Genomic DNA, 18074 nt, shown 5'->3' with positions numbered 1-18074 from the left:
ATTACTTGTATTAATTATACTAATAGATATATGTAACAGTTGATTAGAATGTGTAAAGCCCTGTAACAACAATGGACATAGACGCTTGTATCATGAAAAAATTAATATTTAAGATTAAGGCTTTTTGTCTCGGCGAAATAAGGTAACATAGCGCCATAAATGCTAATGTACTAGATAGCTTATCTTTAAAAATAACAGGTTAGAATCAATGGATTACCAACATTACTATGAAACCATGATCGAAATATTGGTTGATAATTTTGATACAGATATTGGTGAATATAATGGTCAAATTGAATTATCTGTCGATGAATATAACGACAGCTGCATGATCGCTAAAGAATTTAATGTGGCTTATAACCCTGAGCATAGCGTACTCGATGTATTACACCAATCAACGCCTGAAATTGGTGACATAACGACCTATATTGTTTCAGCGCTAGCATTAGGGTGTTTAATTGATTATTTAGAAGATGAACTGATTGTTGATTTCGATGATTAATTCTTGCTTTTAACGCTTATCCAATAAAAAGCTAACAGTTACTGCGGTTAGCTTTTTATTTACCCTCCCCCTTCTTAAAATCATGATATTTATAATCTTCATGCACATTCATCATGTCTTACAAGCAAGATCACCATTAAAAATATTAATTATTATAAATATCAATTGAAGATTAATTTATGTTCGCTAACATAAGGCAAATTATTACTCGTGTTCACTATTTTATAACATAAGGCAAAGGATGCAGCCCAAAATATATATCAAAGTAGAAGATACTATTTGGAAAGTTACCGAAAATGGTCAGTGGCTGAGAGTAACTCCACATGAAGTGATTGATATTAGTTTGCCTTTTATTACAGAGCATACGCATTTTAATGATGTGATTAGCCTTCACTTTAATGAAATAGAAATCCTAACTGATTTAGGCTAATTTTCCTCAGTGATTATGTAGTGAACAATCTAGATTGAATACGATTTATTTCACATGTTGCTATGCAAACCCACCCCTTTACATAACCCTTTTGCGGGCAACATTTTACCTTCGTATCGCTAAGTAACATATAACCGTTTTCAAGCATATAATTATGCCATCTTTTCCTATTGGGATAGCATTGATGTCCGACCATGATCTAGAAATATCTAAATGGCGACAACAGCGTAAAAAAGGCCTATTACGGTTTATTGTGAGTAATAGCCTTCCCGCTTTTTTAGGTGTAATAATAGGAAAATTTATCGGTGCTTTGCTAATTAATGATAACGGTTTTAGTGACGTATTTGTTCGAGAAATCATAATCAGTTTTATCGCTCTCGTTACTGTCTTACCATTATTAAGCATCCTTCACTGGCAATGGAAAGAGCGTAAATACCGCCGCCATAATGAAAAATATAATCCAAATTCATTAGATAATAGTAACGACTAAGGGATTAAAATGACGATACAACAAAAAATAGCAATAAGCCTAGGTTCAGGTCTACTAGTAGGATCGGTTGCTACTGTATTACCTACTTTTCAATTTTGGTGTTTTGTTATCGGACTCACATTACTTAATTACGCTCTCATAACCAAGAAAAGCTAACGTTTTGCAATAGCTGCTAATTTGTATTGGCATAACAATATTACTGGCATAACACAAATTGTAGTGGTCATAATGTCAGCAAGCGTGTGATACTTTTGATGCATCATTAAAGCTGCATATCCAATCATCGAGAGGATCATTAATACGCTTAATTTGGGTCTATACACCATAAAATATCCAATAAAAACTAATGCAATTGCGGTGTGGGTGCTGTAATCCAAATCAAAAGCAGGCCAAATACCAATTACATTATCGATAAACATAATTGCATAGATAAAAACAGCCGACAATACCACTCCCCCTAACTGTAATAAACCATCCTTGAGCCCGTGCTGTCGTCCCGCCAGCAGCATACAAATAACGCACACAATCACAATAACTGGAGTATAAAGATCGGCAATAACAGCCCACTGTTCAAACGTCATAATTAGTATATTCCAAAGTAAAAAAGTTTATTTTCAAGAATAATGGACAGCCAAACGAATAATGGACCGAATAATGGACAGCCATATCTTTTTAGATAAAATTTCCCCAAAAGACAAGCCATTCCACTACTCATACCCCCTCAAATTTAAGTTTTATAGCTCATTATTGAAATTCTTCGTAAAATCAACCCTATTCGTATATTTTACGATCAGCAATACCCACAATCCTAACAGCTATTGCAGTATTCTCATTCGATTATAAAAAACTGTCTCTAGCTAGGATGCAACTGATGACTTGCCGACTTTCCTTTACACCAATGTCCACCAGCATGCTGTTTAAAGGCACACATTCGAGACCATTTACCACTTACATTAGCGTAACGTTCCATAAATTGTTCACTATGCTCAAGCCAAGCGTCTGACGTTATTCCCAATTGTTGTAAAATCTTGGGTTGATTCGATGTTATAACACCTTGTTTATCTTCACGAATACAACGACCAGTCCAGTCTATAAGTTCAAGATAGTCGGCAAAAGCAAAGTTTATTCCTGCCGTTTTAGCCTGATGCTCAGCGCCAACAAAGGGTAATAATTGAAAATGACTTTTCTTTGATGGTGGTTGTTTAGTGGTGGTTCTAGATTGCAGATATTCACGAATGCGTTGCTGAATCGAGGTAAAATCTGATTTTTCTAGTGACGGTGTAACCCCTGCCCTGATCGGGTTTAAATCAACATACATCATGCACGACAGTAACGCTTTTTCATCTAACAATGCTTGAGACTTAAATCGCCCTTCCCAAAACGCGCCTTTACATTGGTCTTCTTTATTGGCTTTGCGTGCTATTTCCTCATTAAGACAGCGCATAAACCAACTAATACTGCCTAATCGTTGCTGCCATTCAGTGATTAAATTTGATAACGCCTGCTGTTTTTCTGCGCCTACCTGCCCCTCTTTTAAGAAATCGACCGCAATAGGATGACCATTAAATAGCTGTAACCAGCGCGATATTACCGCTTTCGGCGTTAGCTTCAGTTGTTGCTCAGTATCTATTTTCAGTACCAAATGATAATGGTTACTCATCACCGCATAAGCACAAACATCGATACAAAAAACAGTGGCTAATTGTTTGATTTTGTTTACTATCCAACCTCGACGATGATGATAGTTTTTGCCGTTATAGGGATCGTCACCACATAAATACGCACGCCGTACACAGCGGTTAATAACATGATAAAAAGGTGTGATTTGCGGTTCTATCAATTTTCGTCTTGAGATTGTCATTGGTTTCACCATAAGCAACATGAAGCTTAAGTGTAGTCGCTGAGGATTGATGTGCAATGTTATGGCTGTCCCTTTTTCTTTTTGGTTGATGTGCAAGGATATGGCTGTCTATTCTTTTATTTGCTGTTTTTTGTAACATACATCTAAAAATCAACTTTTAAATCAGATAAATAAGCTAAATTAATTTAGAATCTCGATATATAATTCATTTTTAATCTTTATCATGTTTAAAAAATATATTATTCCTTCAGTACTATTAAGTTTTTCTAATACGGCCCTTGCCGATTCTCAGCAAATTTTTCTTAATAATGGCAGCTATGATATCCCTGCTATTTTCTCTATACCTGACAAAAAATCAGATCAGCAAACTATGGCTGCGGTGATCATGCTTCATGGTACAGGAACACAAAAAGATGAGGTGGGTAATTTATATAAACTCTTAAGTCAAAAATTAGAAGCATTAGGCATTGCCTCTATTCGTATCGATTTTGCAGGTAGTGGTGACAGTAAAACATCAGATTTAGAATATTCTTTATCTTCTGCTGTTCTCGATGGAAAGACCGCTTTTAACTATCTTCAAGCTAACCCACAAATAGATAAAACTCGTATTGGTGTTGTTGGTTTTAGCCAAGGCGCATTGATTTCACAATTATTGGTAATCGAAGAGCCCAAAATTAAATCGTTAGCTGTCTGGTCTCCTGCTACAGGTAATGGTATTGAGCCAATGAAAGCCTTTTTTGAGCAATACTATGACGAAGCAAAACAAAACGGCTACGCATTAATTAAATATGATTGGCGTCCATCATTTAAAGTTAGCCTAAAATGGTTTGAACAATTAAAGGCACAACAATCTTTAACATTAATGAAGCAATTTACAGGATCCCTATTAGCTATTTCGGGCACTAACGATACCGTCTTACCGTGGGAAAATGCTAATACTCTGATTACGGCATCAGGTAGTAAGGATGCAACAGCTATCATCGTCAAAGATGGTGATCATATTTTTAACGTCTTTGATCCAACAGCACATCAAAGTAAAGACTTATTAGAAATAACAGCTAATTGGTTAGATTCGCGTTTATAAAGCTTTGATTAGAGATTAAGAAGATTTACTGTACTGCAGATACGAAAAAGCCGCTGATCAATCAGCGGCTTTTCAATGTGTGGCGGAGAGATAGGGATTTGAACCCTAGATACGCTATAAACGTATGCCGGTTTTCAAGACCGGTGCTTTCAACCACTCAGCCATCTCTCCATGACAAACATCATACTGCTGCAGTATATATATGTAAACCAAAAATGAATTAACAGCTTAATTTTAAAGCACTTTAGTGGTTGTTTTACTCAAAAATACAATTAAACAACAAAGGTGACACATTAGAGAACAATAAACGTACTCATTGCTATGCTGTAGCCAGAATCTTTATTTTCGTTATATCAGTAATGATCCGTTATAATCTCAACAGTTAACCTATTAGATTGAAAAACACATGGCAAACAAATCAGATTTTACGGACGAAGAATACCAAGCTTTTGCTCAATTAATGGATGCTTATAATCGAACTTTTGCAATTTCACTCACCACCCTCATTTTATCTATTTTAGGTTTTATCGTTGCTGAAACTCAAATCGGTTACGCCATTACCAATAATATTCGCTGGATTTTTGGATTATTAGTAGCCTTACCGTTATTGGTTACTGTTATTGGTTCTAAACGTGATTTCAATAACCTTTCATTTAGCATGCCTAAAACAATTTTATATTCCGTGCTCAACGCTGTAAGTCTGATCACTATTATTGGTTTGGTTTTTAGCCTTAACTAAAAATAATGCTCAACATTTAACCAAATTAAAAATCCTACCATTAAACTTTATAATGAACCATCAAACTATTGGCGGTTCATTTATTATTATCAATTTTAAGTTGTTGATAATAATGAAATAAACATTAACATGCATATCAAATGAATCTTTTGCATTGACGAAGCACCCCTCCAAAGAATAACATGTATAAAAAATACATCTTACGTTATTAAGGAATTTTAAAATGGCTATTCATGTTAAGAATAATATTACTTGGGTTGGGCAGCGTGATTGGGAAGTTCGTGATTTTCATGGCACAGAATATAAAACAACCCGTGGTACTAGCTATAACAGTTATTTAATTCGTGAAGGTAAAAATGTATTGATCGATACTGTTGATCATAAATTTTCTTTGGCTTTTATCCAAAATTTAGAACAGGAAATTAATCTTAACGACATTGATTACATCGTTATTAATCATGCCGAAGAGGATCACGCAGGTGCATTAACTGAATTGATGAGTCGTATTCCTAATACACCTATCTATTGTACAGAAAATGCAATTGATTCAATTGTCGGTCACCACCATCATCCGGAATGGAACTTCAACACTGTAAAAACAGGTGACACGCTTGATGTTGGTAATGGTAAAGCATTAGTGTTTGTTGAAACGCCTATGTTGCACTGGCCTGATAGCATGATGACATACATGACTGAAGATGCAGTCCTGTTTAGTAATGATGCTTTTGGTCAACATTATTGCGATGAACGCCTATTTAACGACGAAGTCGATCAAAACGAACTGCTCGATCAATGCCTACGTTATTACTCAAATATTTTGACGCCATTTAGCCCTTTAGTAACCAATAAAATTCATGAAGTTTTAGGCTTCAATTTACCCGTTGATATGGTCGCAACATCACATGGTGTTATTTGGCGCGATAACCCTACTCAGATTATTGAAAAATACCTTGAGTGGGCTAATCAGTATCAAGAAAACCGCATCACGATTTTCTATGATTCTATGTCTAATAATACTCGTATGATGGCTGATGCTATTGCACAAGGGATCACTGAAGTTGATGATGACGTTATTGTGCGAATCTTCAATGTAGCTCGTCACGATAAAAACGAAATTCTAGCCAATATGTTCCGCTCAAAAGGGGTACTTGTTGGCTCATCAACCATGAATAATGTCATGATGCCTAAAGTCGCGGGTTTACTTGAAGAAATTACTGGCTTACGTTTTAAAAATAAAAAAGCTGGTGCATTTGGTAGCTATGGCTGGAATGGCGGTGCTGTCGATCGTATTCACGCTCGTTTAACTGATGCTGGTTTTTTCACTACCGTTGGTCTTAAAACGAAATGGCGTCCAGATGGAAAAGCATTACAACAATGTCGTGAACACGGTAAAAAAATAGCCAAAGAATGGGCTCAAACTGAACGCCCATATGATCATTACACACCTTTCACAACCCAAATAACACCAGCATCAACTATACAAGTTGCAATTGATACACCAGAAATAGTCGAACCAATATCCGTTATTGAACAAGAACCTACTGTAAATACCGAATGTTGCACACAAGCAACCGCAAGCCCAAAAATGTTATGTACTGTGTGTCAGTGGATTTATGATCCTGCATTAGGTGAACCTAACCAAGATGTTGACCCAGGTACATTATGGCAAGATGTTCCTGACAATTTTCTCTGCCCTGAATGTGGTATCGGTAAAGAAGTATTTGAACCTATAAACTAAAATAAGGTTAGCGCGTATAATGTCCAATCCAATTATTGTCATTGGCAGTGGCTTTGCTGCTTACCAATGGGTGAAATCATTTAGAAAGCTCGACCAAAATACTGCAATCACTTTAGTAACCGCAGATCAAGGTGCAGATTATTCAAAGCCTGAGCTAAGTCATGTGTTTAGTCGAGATCAACAACCAACAGATCTTATTAAACAAACCGCTATTGAATTTGCTACAGAACATAATATTGAATTACTCACTAATACTGTCGTTGATGAGATCAATACCGACCACCAATGGATTCGTTTTAATCAGCAGCAATGGCATTATTGTTCATTAATTATTGCAACGGGTGCCAAATCTTTTGTCCCTAAATTTGAAGGGAATGCTTTAGATAAAATCATTACATTAAATAGCCTTGATGAGTTAACACGTAACCACTCAAAAATTACTACAGCAAAACATATTACTATTTTAGGTGCGGGATTAATTGGCACTGAAATAGCCATAGATTTAGCTACAACTGGCAAGAAAATTACCTTATGCGATAAAGCCGCTGCCATGATGCCGACGTTACTGCCTGAGTTTATTGCCGCCGAGTTACATCATATACTGCATCAAAAAAATATAGATCTACAATTAAATACCATTATCAGTGCAATAAATACTGATGATAAACAAATCACGATCTCGCAATTAAATAACAAAACGATACATACTGATGTTGTCATTGCTGCGATGGGATTAACACCACAAATTCATTTAGCTCAACAAGCAGGAATCAAGACTAACCAGGGTATTATCGTTAATAATATGCTGCAAACATCGGCAGCTAATGTCTATGCCATTGGAGATTGTGCTGAAATAAATGGCAAAATAAGTGCGTTTATTCAACCGATTATGTTATCAGCGATGGCACTGGCCAAGACGTTGACTGGAACGCCGACACCATTATCATTACCACCCATGTTAATCAAAGCCAAAACACCTTGGTTACCGTTAAGTTTAGCGGGAATAACCACTATGGAGGATATTCATTGGCAAATAGAGCGAGACAATAACGGTTATGTTGCTAAAGCGCACACTGTTGATCAAACCTTAATCGGCTTTATTGCTACGCATAATAAGCAAAAACACGCCTTCGCATTATTAAGACAATTATCACCAACGTTATAATTCATTCAAATATCGGCGCTATTTCAGGCCCACTATTATTGTGGGCCAATTGTTTATCTCATCATGACATTACAGCGTCTATCTTTAATAAATAAGTACACATATTTATTAAGGTGACATTATTCGTATGAGTCCACTCCAGTCAACCGATACTCAATTTACGCGTGCACAAGCTAGTGATAGTAGTCTCCTTAGTGAATGTATTTATGAAAGCTCACATGAATTAATGGACTTTATGTTCACTTCTCGTAGTGAAGCCATTCCGATACTAACCAAACAAGTATTACAACCTCGAGGATTATTTAGTTATCGCTTTGGGTATGTTTATTATCATGATAACCACATTAAAGGCGCTGTCGTTGGTTATTCCAAACAACATATGCAGCAGCAAGAGCTTATTGGTGCAATCCAATTATTAATTGATACTCCTTTAAACCTAAAATGGCATTTATTAACCACAGTGCGTAAAGCGTTAAATAATTATGTGCCCTTACCTTCTGAAGATGCATTTTATATTAATAATATTGCTGTCTTTGATGAGTATAGAGGCCAAGGTATTGGTGCTGACATCCTTGATAATTTATGTGATTGGTTACAAAAACAAAATATTTCTAGTATTGAACTCGATGTTACTCAGTGTAATAAAGGCGCAATTAATTTTTATCAACGTTATGGTTTTCATATTGTATCTCAATCAGGTTCAGATGAATTAGAACAACAATATCAACTGCCGATATTACTAAGAATGCGTTATTTTATTCCAACGAGTAACCTCGCTAAATCCTCACCTCGCTACACTAATATCATCAAAGAAGTCTCACGGCTTTACCCTATTGCTGTCGATGATATTTACGTTCCCGGCACTGTCGAACAGTTACAAAATATGCTAAAAAACACTCAAAAGCCGATTTCTATTGGTGGCGGACGCTATAGTATGGGAGGACAAATTGCCCATAGCGGTTCATTACATATCGATATGCGTGGCTTAAACCGTATTCTTGATCTTAATGTCGAACAACAAACGATTACCGTACAAGCCGGTACGCGATGGCGAGATATTCAAGCATACATTCAGCACCATGGGCTCGCAATAAAAATCATGCAAACTTATGCCAATTTCACTATTGGTGGATCATTAAGTGTAAATTGTCATGGGCGTTATGTCAGTTTAGGACCTTTAATTTTATCAATAATTTCTATTGTGTTAATACTTCATAATGGCAAGCGTATCAATGCCTCCCCCGCCACAAACAGTGAGCTCTTTTATGCGGCAATTGGTGGTTATGGAGCGGTTGGGATCGTCGTAGAAGCGGAATTATCATTAACGACTGATTGTCATATTGAACGTCTACATAAAAAAATGCCATTAAGTGATTACCCCGCTTTTTTTAAACATCAAATCAATAATAATACCAATGCTATTTTCCACAATGCCGACATGCTTCCGCCTCGATTTGATAAAATTCATGCAGTTACGTGGTCACAAACAACCAAGCCCGTTAATGTCTCTCCTCATAAAGAACGAAAGCTGTATTTACTCGAGAAATACATGTTATGGACAATTACAGAGTCACCATGGGGCCACTGGCGTCGTGAATATATCTATGAACCATTGATGTATTGGAATAAAAAAATCACAACTCGTAACGAGGAAGCTAATTATAATGTTGCTGAGCTAGAACCGATTTCACGAAATCAAAATACCTATGTTCTGCAAGAGTATTTTATTCCAGTTGATCGTATTGATGACTTTACGCCAATAATGACCGAAATTCTTAATCGTTATCATGTTAAAGCGGTTAACGTTTCCATTAGACATTCTCATGCAGATCCTGGCTCACTGCTAGCTTGGGCGCGTGAAGAAGTATTTGCTTTTGTATTATATTACAAGCAACAAGCCAGCGATGCTGAACAACAAAAAGTCGCTATATGGACTCGAGAACTGATTGAAGCTGCAATCAATGCTGGCGGTTGTTATTACCTTCCTTATCAACCCCACGCTCGTTATGACCAATTTCATCGCGCTTACCCGAATGCAGCAGCTTTATTTGCATTAAAAGACAAATGGGATCCACACTATCGGTTTCGCCATTGCTTATGGGAGAAGTATTATCGTCAAACCGATGATATCGCTATTTTCTCGCGAGCTGAGTGTGGCCAATCTGCATTTCGGCAAGTATTTAGTACCATTAATGGTAGAGACGATTTCTATCTTTTTCTACAAAATATTTACCATCTCTACCCTGAGCATTTATTCCATGCGCTTATTAGTCAATGCTGCCAACGGTTTACTACAGATAAAGACATTTACCATGAAATTCAATACGGTCTTAGAGATATAAAACCCAAATTGGCGGATATTAGCTACGCTCTTCCCGCATTAGCAAAACAAAAAAAAGAAATGGCATGTCAAACTTCAACTATTTTAGCCACCACTGAAACACTGAAGGGGTATTTAGAGATTGGTTCCACTGGCCGTTATGTCAAAACACTACAAAAACAGCTGTCTATTACTGGGCCAATTTTTTTATGTAATGATATTGTGCCCGATAACTCGCTAGCAGAGATTGCAGAGCGCGGTAGTATTAAGCCCGTTGGTCACTTTTTTGATCTCGCCAATTATGAGCCATTACCTAACAAGACAATTGCTGACGAATCACTTGATTTAGTCAGTTGCTATATTGGATTACACCACTGTCCACCCCATAAATTAGACGCTTTTATTGCATCCATTGCTCGAGTATTAAAGCCTGGAGGACGGTTTATTTTACGTGATCATAATGCAGAAAATATACCTATGCAGACATTTTGTGCATTAGTCCATACCGTATTTAATGCCGGTTTAGGTGTGAGTTGGGCTGAAAACAAAACCGAATTGCGTAACTTTCAAGGACTGGATTATTGGATCACAGCATTAGCTAAACATAATCTAATTAATAGCCAGCAATACTTACTTCAACAACATGATCCCTCACTCAACACCTTGATGCGATTTGATAAAATGATTTAAACAAATAATTAAGACAAAAAACACGATGATAGACGAGTATTTATTTACCGTCTTTTATCCTTAATCACATTCAATTTAATACTCATGAAATAAAAGTTAATAAAAACGTCAATAAATCTGACATATACCCATGCCAATATTGTGGCTTTTAGACGTAACGGTATTAATAGGCATGTTCACAAGACGATTATTCTTAAAAGGTACAGTAGCAACGATGGTCGCTACCTATTTGACAGGCTGTAATTCAAGTAGCAGCAACAATAATGACGATAAAGACAATACGCATCAAGATTGGAAATTGGTCATTTTACCTGATACTCAAAAATACTCTGAAAATAGCCCTGAACGTTACTTATCTCAAACTCAATGGATTGCTGATAATTGGAAAAATGAGCGTATCCCTTTTACGATCCATTTAGGTGATTTGGTTGAGCACGACGATCAACCAATAGAATGGCAAGCAGCAACCCAAGCAATGGACATACTTGGCGCCTCCGAAAATACCCCTTACTCTGTTTTATGTGGTAATCACGATTTAGCTGAAGGTGACAAATATGATGTTAATCGAAAAGATAGCGAACCGTTCCTAAACTATTTTTCTCAAGATAAGCTTTTATCAGTAACAACTTGTATTGCTGTTAGTGAATGTGGCTTTAACAGTTGCCACCTCTTTAAAGCACCCAATAGCGATCAGCAATTTTTAGTCTTTGCTATTGATTGGAATCCATCACCACAAACATTTGATTGGGCACAACAAGTTCTCGATGATTATAAAGAAATACCCGCTATCTTCTCGACCCATCAATTATTAAATATTGATAGTGATGGTAAAAGCCCACTTATCACCTCAAAAGGCTTTGAATTTTGGATAGACTTTATCCACAAAAATGACCAAATATTCTTAACTATTAATGGTCATCATCATGGCGCTGCTAATATGGTTGCTCAAAATGCCTACGGTCGTGATGTACTGATGATGGTCGTTGACTACCAAGCCATGTATTGGGGTGGCAATGGTATGTTGCGTACTATTGGCTTTGACTACAGTAATAATAAATTAGTTATACGCTCCTTCTCACCTTGGGTACAGAATATACCAGAAGATGAACGCACCCCCTTTGATCTTCCAGATCTGACTGACGAATGTAACCAGTTTGAGTTTCCAATTAATTTCAATGAACGTTTTACTAATTTAAATGAAGGCGAGTTTATTACTCCCCCAGGGCTTATAAATGGTACGGTTGGTTACTGGTTGTTAGATAAAGAAAATATGATGCGTGTTGATAATGAAGGTGATATCACAACCATGTTTCAAGATCTATCCGGTAATGGCAGTCATTTTAAAATGGAACCTAGAAAAGCAAATCAAGACGCTTTAAATAGCTATTTTGAATTTTCGAGCTCGAAACCTAATAGCGGTAATTCATCTGGGTCCATTTTACTTAAAGGAAATAAAGCTACAGATAGCGGCGCTTATTTATCAACACTCGGTACGGCTATTACGCAAAACAACTGGGAGCAAGGCTATACCATCGAAACTTTTCTCCAGCTACCTGATGATTGGGAGAGTGATCGCTCTCGCTGGGGAGGTATTTTTTGCCAACAAGCCAGTTGTAATGATTTTACCCCTAACAGCGGTGAAGATCCGGCTGTTGTAATGGCTATTTCCTCCTTACGCGAAATGCAATGGGTAACCATGGACAATAAAAAACAAGATACAACAACAGCCTGGTCGTGGGATCTCGGCACCTCACGTTGGTTCCATATCGCTATAATTAACGATGGTCGATTCACAAAAATGTACATTGATGGCATTGAAGTTATGCGTAACCCAGAGCAACAAAGTACCGGTATTGCTATCAAAGAAAATGCTAATTGGTTAATTGGTTCCTCTTGTTCAAATGGTGAATTACATAATCCATTATATGGCTACGTTAGTGAGTTAAGAATAGTCAATCGTGCTCTGACGCTTAATGAATTACTCTTTAATAACTAACTGTTATTTTATGCGTTCAAATTAACAGTCCGCTAATCTTTCCAATAGAGAGTACCGACTGAACTAAGAGGCAATTGTTATGGTGGTAGAAGCTAGCACTCTGCTCTCGCGATCTCTGCTCTCGCTACTCGAAAAATCAAACCCTCGCTTCACCAAACCCCAGACGTAAAAAAGCCCGCAATTGCTTGCGGGCTTTTCTATTTGGCTCCCTCTGCTGGACTTGAACCAGCGACATACGGATTAACAGTCCGCCGTTCTACCGACTGAACTAAGAGGGAATTATATGGTGGTGGGGGAAGGATTCGAACCTTCGAAGGCAGTGCCGGCAGATTTACAATCTGCTCCCTTTGGCCACTCGGGAACCCCACCGAAATTTAATGGTGCCGACTACCGGAGTCGAACTGGTGACCTACTGATTACAAGTCAGTTGCTCTACCTACTGAGCTAAGTCGGCACAAAATTTCGTTACACAGCATGTTAATAAATTACACTGTGTCTTATGTTGGCGGAGCGGACGGGACTCGAACCCGCGACCCCCGGCGTGACAGGCCGGTATTCTAACCAACTGAACTACCGCTCCAATTCTTTATGAAACTCGATTAAATCAAATTTCTAGAATATGGCGGAGAGATAGGGATTTGAACCCTAGATACGCTATAAACGTATGCCGGTTTTCAAGACCGGTGCTTTCAACCACTCAGCCATCTCTCCAATACCGCGAATAATAGCGGCTTCCAATTACTCTGTAAACCCTTTATTTATAAAGAATAACTCAACCGAACAGCATTTATTCAATTCGAGCCTTCTCTGATCAAAAATGGACACTATTTACGTATTATCTTGACGTCGATAATTGGCTGACTGCAATAATATGTCATAAAAAGCTTTCGCAGCAGGGCCAGTCTTAGCAGCTTTAGGGAGCGTTAAATGCATCGGTACTTGATATTTTTGTGCCTGCTCAACCTCAAGCACAACCACTTGAGCATTTTTCCTATCCCTCACCATATGTTTCGGTAAACGGCAATAACCAACACCTTGTTCTACAGCTTGAAATGCATGATCAAAATTATCAACGGTAATACGCTGTCTCGACTTCAACCAGCCAACATCCTGCTGACGTTTTTGCGTCGGTTCACAACCTAAATCTCTGATCACTATTTGAGGCAGCATCGACATATCAGTAAGAGATACTCTAGTTTTTAATGCTAATGGATGACGCTTAGCCACTATTGGCACCATGGTAATAACACCAAAAGCTTCCGCTGGATAATTTGTTATCGGTAAATTAATAATTGAAATATCAGCCCGCTGATTCGTTACCATATCAGTGGTTTTTGTTAATGATGTTTCAACTACTTGAATAGATGTTGCACTATTAGCACTAATATATTGTTGCATTGGCTTATAGAGCCAAGTTAGATCACATAAATGGTCCACTGCAATGGTTATTTCAGATTCAAAGCCTCTGGAAAGCTGCTGGCTTATATCTTCTAATTCACGCGCTTGTTCTAGCATCGTCGTTGCACGTCGTAATAACGATTTACCTTCTTCAGTCAATACTGCACGACGACCTTGTACCTCAACAAGTACAACTCCTAATTGTGACTCAAGCTTTTTAACTGAGTAAATAAGAGTGGTATGGCTTTTGTTTAATACAATTGCTGCCGCTTGAAAACTACCTGCACGATCGATTTCATGCAATGTTAACCACTGGTCTAAGGTACTTTTTAATCTCATCTGTCTAATTTTTTCACAGGTAAACTCAATATTATGAACTTTTATGTTCATTTTTTATAGTAAATAATAGCTCATACACAAATTCATACATTAAAGAGACGCGCAGATGACTAAACTACTTCAAGTTGATTTCGAATTTAACGGACCTTTTGGCGAAGAGATGACTGTAGCACTGATGGATCTTGCTAAATCCATCAATCAAGAGCCCGGAATGATTTGGAAAATTTGGACTGAAAACGCACAACAAAAATTAGGTGGTGGGATATATCTTTTTGAAACTGAAGCAACGGCAAAGGCCTATTTAGCGATGCATACTGTACGCTTACAGCAATTAGGCATATCTCAAGTACGTGGTGTTATTTTTGATATTAATCAGTCACTCACCAATATTAACCAAGGCCCAACAACTGATAGCTTCTCGCACTAAGGCCCCAATATGACGAATAAAACATTTTTAACATTCCATGGCTGTATTTATTTAATTTTTTCATTAGCGCTATTTTTTATTCCAACGATTATATGGCCTATATATGGCGTTGAAATAAATGATAAATATGCTTACTTTTTATCACAACATACCACCATTTTTTTAGGCGGTATTGCAGCTATTAGTTTACTGCTAAAAGATATTGAGGCTGGCATTACTGCGAAAAAACTATTCATCGCACTATTAATTTTAAACATTTTAGGGGCTTTAATTACAGTTTATGCTGGTGTAACGGGTATTTTTGTTGGTTTCGGTTGGAGTGATCCCGCTTTTTTCATTATTCTTTCGATTTTTACTTATCTACAATTTAAAAAACAATAAAAGCAACATCGATAGGTACTAAGAAGGAATTCCATAGAGGCAGAAGCTAGCACTCTGCTCTCGCGATCTCTGCTCTCGCTACTCGAAAAATCAAACCCTCGCTTCACCAAACCCCAGACGTAAAAAAGCCCGCAATTGCTTGCGGGCTTTTCTATTTGGCTTCACTCTGCTGGACTTGAACCAGCGACATATGAATTAACAGGCCGCTAATCTTCCCAATAGAGAGTACCGACTGAGCTAAGAGGCAATTGTTATGGTGGTAGAAGCTAGCACTCTGCTCTCGCGATCTCGAAACTCGCTACTCGAAAACTCAAACCCCCGCTTCACCAAACCCCAAACGTAAAAAAGCCCGCAATTGCTTGCGGGCTTTTCTATTTGGCTTCACTCTGCTGGACTTGAACCAGCGACATACGGATTAATAGTCCGCTAATCTTCCCAATAGAGAGTACCGACTGAACTAAGAAGAAATTGTTATGGTGGCAGAAGCTAGCACTCTGCTCTCGCGATCTCGAAAACTCAAAACTCAAAACTCAAAACTCAACCCCTCGCTTCACCAAACCCCAGACGTAAAAAAGCCCGCAATTGCTTGAGGGCTTTTCTATTTGGCTTCACTCTGCTGGACTTGAACCAGCGACATATGAATTAACAGGCCGCTAATCTTCCCAATAGAGAGCACCGACTGAACTAAGAGGCAATTGTTATGGTGGTAGAAGCTAGCACTCTGCTCTCGCAATCTCGAAACTCGCTACTCGAAAACTCAAACCCTCGCTTCACCAAACCCCAGACGTAAAAAAGCCCGCAATTGCTTGCGGGCTTTTCTATTTGGCTCCCTCTGCTGGACTTGAACCAGCGACATACGGATTAACAGTCCGCCGTTCTACCGACTGAACTAAGAGGGAATTATATGGTGGTGGGGGAAGGATTCGAACCTTCGAAGGCAGTGCCGGCAGATTTACAATCTGCTCCCTTTGGCCACTCGGGAACCCCACCGAAATTTAATGGTGCCGACTACCGGAGTCGAACTGGTGACCTACTGATTACAAGTCAGTTGCTCTACCTACTGAGCTAAGTCGGCACAAAATTTCGTTACACAGCATGTTAATAAATTACACTGCGTCTTTATGTTGGCGGAGCGGACGGGACTCGAACCCGCGACCCCCGGCGTGACAGGCCGGTATTCTAACCAACTGAACTACCGCTCCAATTCTTTATGAAACTCGATTTCATCGAATTTCTAGAATATGGCGGAGAGATAGGGATTTGAACCCTAGATACGCTATAAACGTATGCCGGTTTTCAAGACCGGTGCTTTCAACCACTCAGCCATCTCTCCAATGCCGCGAATAATATAGGGCTAACCTTCATCTGTAAAGCAATAATATTAAAAAGATTTTCAAGTGATCATCAATTAATCAAAACTCATTAATATCATTCAATTCGGTGTTTTATAAAACAACTCACAATCTGAACTAAGAGGCAATTGTTATGGTGGCAGAAGCTAGCACTCTGCTCTCGCGATCTCGAAAACTCAAAACTCAAATCCTCGCTTCACCAAATCCCAAACGTAAAAAAGCCCGCAATTGCTTGCGGGCTTTTCTATTTGGCTTCACTCTGCTGGACTTGAACCAGCGACATACGGATTAACAGGCCGCTAATCTTCCCAATAGAGAGCACCGACTGAACTAAGAGGCAATTGTTATGGTGGCAGAAGCTAGCACTCTGCTCTCGCGATCTCGAAACTCGAAAACTCAACCCCTCGCTTCACCAAATCCCAAACGTAAAAAAGCCCGCAATTGCTTGCGGGCTTTTCTATTTGGCTTCACTCTGCTGGACTTGAACCAGCGACATATGAATTAACAGGCCGCTAATCTTCCCAATAGAGAGCACCGACTGAACTAAGAGGTAATTGTTATGGTGGTAGAAGCTAGCACTCTGCTCTCGCGATCTCGAAAACTCAACCCCTCGCTTCACCAAATCCCAAACGTAAAAAAGCCCGCAATTGCTTGCGGGCTTTTCTATTTGGCTTCACTCTGCTGGACTTGAACCAGCGACATACGGATTAACAGGCCGCTAATCTTCCCAATAGAGAGCACCGACTGAACTAAGAGAAAATTGTTATGGTGGCAGAAGCTAGCACTCTGCTCTCGCGATCTCGAAACTCGAAAACTCAACCCCTCGCTTCACCAAACCCCAGACGTAAAAAAGCCCGCAATTGCTTACGGGCTTTTCTATTTGGCTTCACTCTGCTGGACTTGAACCAGCGACATACGGATTAACAGGCCGCTAATCTTCCCAATAGAGAGCACCGACTGAACTAAGAGGTAATTGTTATGGTGGCAGAAGCTAGCCCTCTACTCTCGCGATCTCGAAACTCGAAAACTCGAAAACTCGCTTCACCAAACCCCAGACGTAAAAAAGCCCGCAATTGCTTGCGGGCTTTTCTATTTGGCTCCCTCTGCTGGACTTGAACCAGCGACATACGGATTAACAGTCCGCCGTTCTACCGACTGAACT

14 protein-coding genes and 14 tRNA genes are annotated in these 18074 nt (G+C 38.6%); 11 read left to right on the top strand and 17 right to left on the bottom strand.

All coding sequences use genetic code 11. The features are described from left to right. Window positions 1–208: 208 nt before the first annotated feature. The 3 genes from PMAL9190_RS05250 (at window position 209) to PMAL9190_RS05240 (ending at window position 1422) form a co-directional block, all read left to right on the top strand. Window positions 209–502 (top strand): hypothetical protein, encoded by a 294-nt coding sequence (locus tag PMAL9190_RS05250; RefSeq protein WP_087844236.1) that lies wholly within the window; start codon window positions 209–211, stop codon window positions 500–502. A gap of 241 nt (window positions 503–743) precedes the next feature. Further along, complete coding sequence (locus PMAL9190_RS05245) at window positions 744–932, top strand: hypothetical protein (protein WP_087844235.1); 189 nt, start codon at window positions 744–746, stop codon at window positions 930–932. Between the two features lie 184 nt (window positions 933–1116). Next, window positions 1117–1422 (top strand): hypothetical protein, encoded by a 306-nt coding sequence (locus PMAL9190_RS05240; RefSeq protein ID WP_144384316.1) that lies wholly within the window; start codon window positions 1117–1119, stop codon window positions 1420–1422. Window positions 1423–1574: 152 nt separating this feature from the next. Here the strand turns inward: PMAL9190_RS05240 and PMAL9190_RS05235 are convergent, their stop codons facing one another. Continuing rightward, window positions 1575–2003 (bottom strand): hypothetical protein, encoded by a 429-nt coding sequence (locus PMAL9190_RS05235; protein WP_087844233.1) that lies wholly within the window; start codon window positions 2001–2003, stop codon window positions 1575–1577. 272 nt (window positions 2004–2275) lie between these two features. Further along, window positions 2276–3283 (bottom strand): transposase, encoded by a 1008-nt coding sequence (locus PMAL9190_RS05230; RefSeq protein WP_087844232.1) that lies wholly within the window; start codon window positions 3281–3283, stop codon window positions 2276–2278. Between the two features lie 223 nt (window positions 3284–3506). Here PMAL9190_RS05230 and PMAL9190_RS05225 point away from each other — a divergent pair, with 223 nt between their 5' ends. Next, the gene (locus PMAL9190_RS05225; protein ID WP_087844231.1) at window positions 3507–4367 is read left to right on the top strand and encodes an alpha/beta hydrolase; all 861 of its coding nucleotides are present in this window, start codon (window positions 3507–3509) and stop codon (window positions 4365–4367) included. Window positions 4368–4447: 80 nt separating this feature from the next. Here PMAL9190_RS05225 and PMAL9190_RS05220 read toward each other — a convergent pair. Next, window positions 4448–4538 (bottom strand) — tRNA-Ser (locus tag PMAL9190_RS05220). Between the two features lie 235 nt (window positions 4539–4773). Between PMAL9190_RS05220 and PMAL9190_RS05215 the strand changes: the two genes are divergently transcribed. From PMAL9190_RS05215 to PMAL9190_RS05195, 5 genes are all read left to right on the top strand, one after another. Continuing rightward, window positions 4774–5106, top strand: coding sequence for a hypothetical protein (locus tag PMAL9190_RS05215; protein WP_065167288.1), 333 nt, complete (start codon window positions 4774–4776; stop codon window positions 5104–5106). Window positions 5107–5329: 223 nt separating this feature from the next. After that, on the top strand, window positions 5330–6844 hold the full coding sequence (norV, locus tag PMAL9190_RS05210) for an anaerobic nitric oxide reductase flavorubredoxin (protein WP_087844230.1): 1515 nt from the start codon (window positions 5330–5332) through the stop codon (window positions 6842–6844). A gap of 19 nt (window positions 6845–6863) precedes the next feature. Next, window positions 6864–8009: an NADH:flavorubredoxin reductase NorW gene (norW, locus tag PMAL9190_RS05205; RefSeq protein WP_087844229.1), complete on the top strand. Its 1146-nt coding sequence runs from the start codon at window positions 6864–6866 to the stop codon at window positions 8007–8009. 127 nt (window positions 8010–8136) lie between these two features. Beyond that, on the top strand, window positions 8137–11019 hold the full coding sequence (locus PMAL9190_RS05200) for a GNAT family N-acetyltransferase (protein ID WP_087844228.1): 2883 nt from the start codon (window positions 8137–8139) through the stop codon (window positions 11017–11019). Window positions 11020–11191: 172 nt separating this feature from the next. Then, the gene (locus tag PMAL9190_RS05195) at window positions 11192–13015 is read left to right on the top strand and encodes a LamG-like jellyroll fold domain-containing protein (protein WP_235004289.1); all 1824 of its coding nucleotides are present in this window, start codon (window positions 11192–11194) and stop codon (window positions 13013–13015) included. Window positions 13016–13217: 202 nt separating this feature from the next. On the opposite strand, the gene PMAL9190_RS05190 is transcribed toward PMAL9190_RS05195, so the two are convergent. The 6 genes from PMAL9190_RS05190 to PMAL9190_RS05165 all read right to left on the bottom strand — a co-directional run bounded on the left by PMAL9190_RS05190 (window position 13218) and on the right by PMAL9190_RS05165 (window position 14752). Then, window positions 13218–13293, bottom strand: a tRNA-Asn gene (locus PMAL9190_RS05190). Between the two features lie 6 nt (window positions 13294–13299). Then, window positions 13300–13384, bottom strand: a tRNA-Tyr gene (locus PMAL9190_RS05185). Between the two features lie 9 nt (window positions 13385–13393). After that, window positions 13394–13469 (bottom strand) — tRNA-Thr (locus PMAL9190_RS05180). A gap of 49 nt (window positions 13470–13518) precedes the next feature. Continuing rightward, window positions 13519–13595: transfer RNA gene (locus tag PMAL9190_RS05175), tRNA-Asp, on the bottom strand. A gap of 40 nt (window positions 13596–13635) precedes the next feature. Further along, window positions 13636–13726, bottom strand: a tRNA-Ser gene (locus PMAL9190_RS05170). A 117-nt stretch (window positions 13727–13843) separates the two neighbouring features. Beyond that, window positions 13844–14752 (bottom strand): LysR family transcriptional regulator, encoded by a 909-nt coding sequence (locus PMAL9190_RS05165; RefSeq protein WP_087844226.1) that lies wholly within the window; start codon window positions 14750–14752, stop codon window positions 13844–13846. A 106-nt stretch (window positions 14753–14858) separates the two neighbouring features. Here PMAL9190_RS05165 and PMAL9190_RS05160 point away from each other — a divergent pair, with 106 nt between their 5' ends. Together PMAL9190_RS05160 and PMAL9190_RS05155 are read left to right on the top strand one after the other, a co-directional pair. Continuing rightward, window positions 14859–15179 carry a monooxygenase gene (locus PMAL9190_RS05160; RefSeq protein WP_065168671.1) on the top strand — a complete coding sequence of 107 codons (321 nt, stop codon included), beginning with the start codon at window positions 14859–14861 and terminating at the stop codon, window positions 15177–15179. 9 nt (window positions 15180–15188) lie between these two features. Then, window positions 15189–15560: a hypothetical protein gene (locus PMAL9190_RS05155; RefSeq protein ID WP_087844225.1), complete on the top strand. Its 372-nt coding sequence runs from the start codon at window positions 15189–15191 to the stop codon at window positions 15558–15560. Window positions 15561–15936: 376 nt separating this feature from the next. Here PMAL9190_RS05155 and PMAL9190_RS20190 read toward each other — a convergent pair. From PMAL9190_RS20190 to PMAL9190_RS20185, 8 genes are all read right to left on the bottom strand, one after another. Further along, window positions 15937–16027: transfer RNA gene (locus tag PMAL9190_RS20190), tRNA-Asn, on the bottom strand. Between the two features lie 356 nt (window positions 16028–16383). Continuing rightward, window positions 16384–16459 (bottom strand) — tRNA-Asn (locus PMAL9190_RS05150). Between the two features lie 6 nt (window positions 16460–16465). Next, window positions 16466–16550 (bottom strand) — tRNA-Tyr (locus PMAL9190_RS05145). Between the two features lie 9 nt (window positions 16551–16559). Then, a tRNA-Thr gene (locus PMAL9190_RS05140) sits at window positions 16560–16635 on the bottom strand. A 50-nt stretch (window positions 16636–16685) separates the two neighbouring features. Then, a tRNA-Asp gene (locus PMAL9190_RS05135) sits at window positions 16686–16762 on the bottom strand. 40 nt (window positions 16763–16802) lie between these two features. After that, window positions 16803–16893, bottom strand: a tRNA-Ser gene (locus PMAL9190_RS05130). 687 nt (window positions 16894–17580) lie between these two features. Next, a tRNA-Asn gene (locus tag PMAL9190_RS05120) sits at window positions 17581–17672 on the bottom strand. Between the two features lie 125 nt (window positions 17673–17797). Continuing rightward, window positions 17798–17885, bottom strand: a tRNA-Asn gene (locus PMAL9190_RS20185). Between the last annotated feature and the right edge of the window lie 189 nt (window positions 17886–18074).

It is taken from the genome of Photobacterium malacitanum (assembly GCF_900185615.1).
Taxonomy (GTDB): domain Bacteria; phylum Pseudomonadota; class Gammaproteobacteria; order Enterobacterales; family Vibrionaceae; genus Photobacterium; species Photobacterium malacitanum.
The sequence above is the reverse complement of the archived record's forward strand: the minus strand, read 5'-3'. Positions and strand labels throughout refer to the sequence as shown.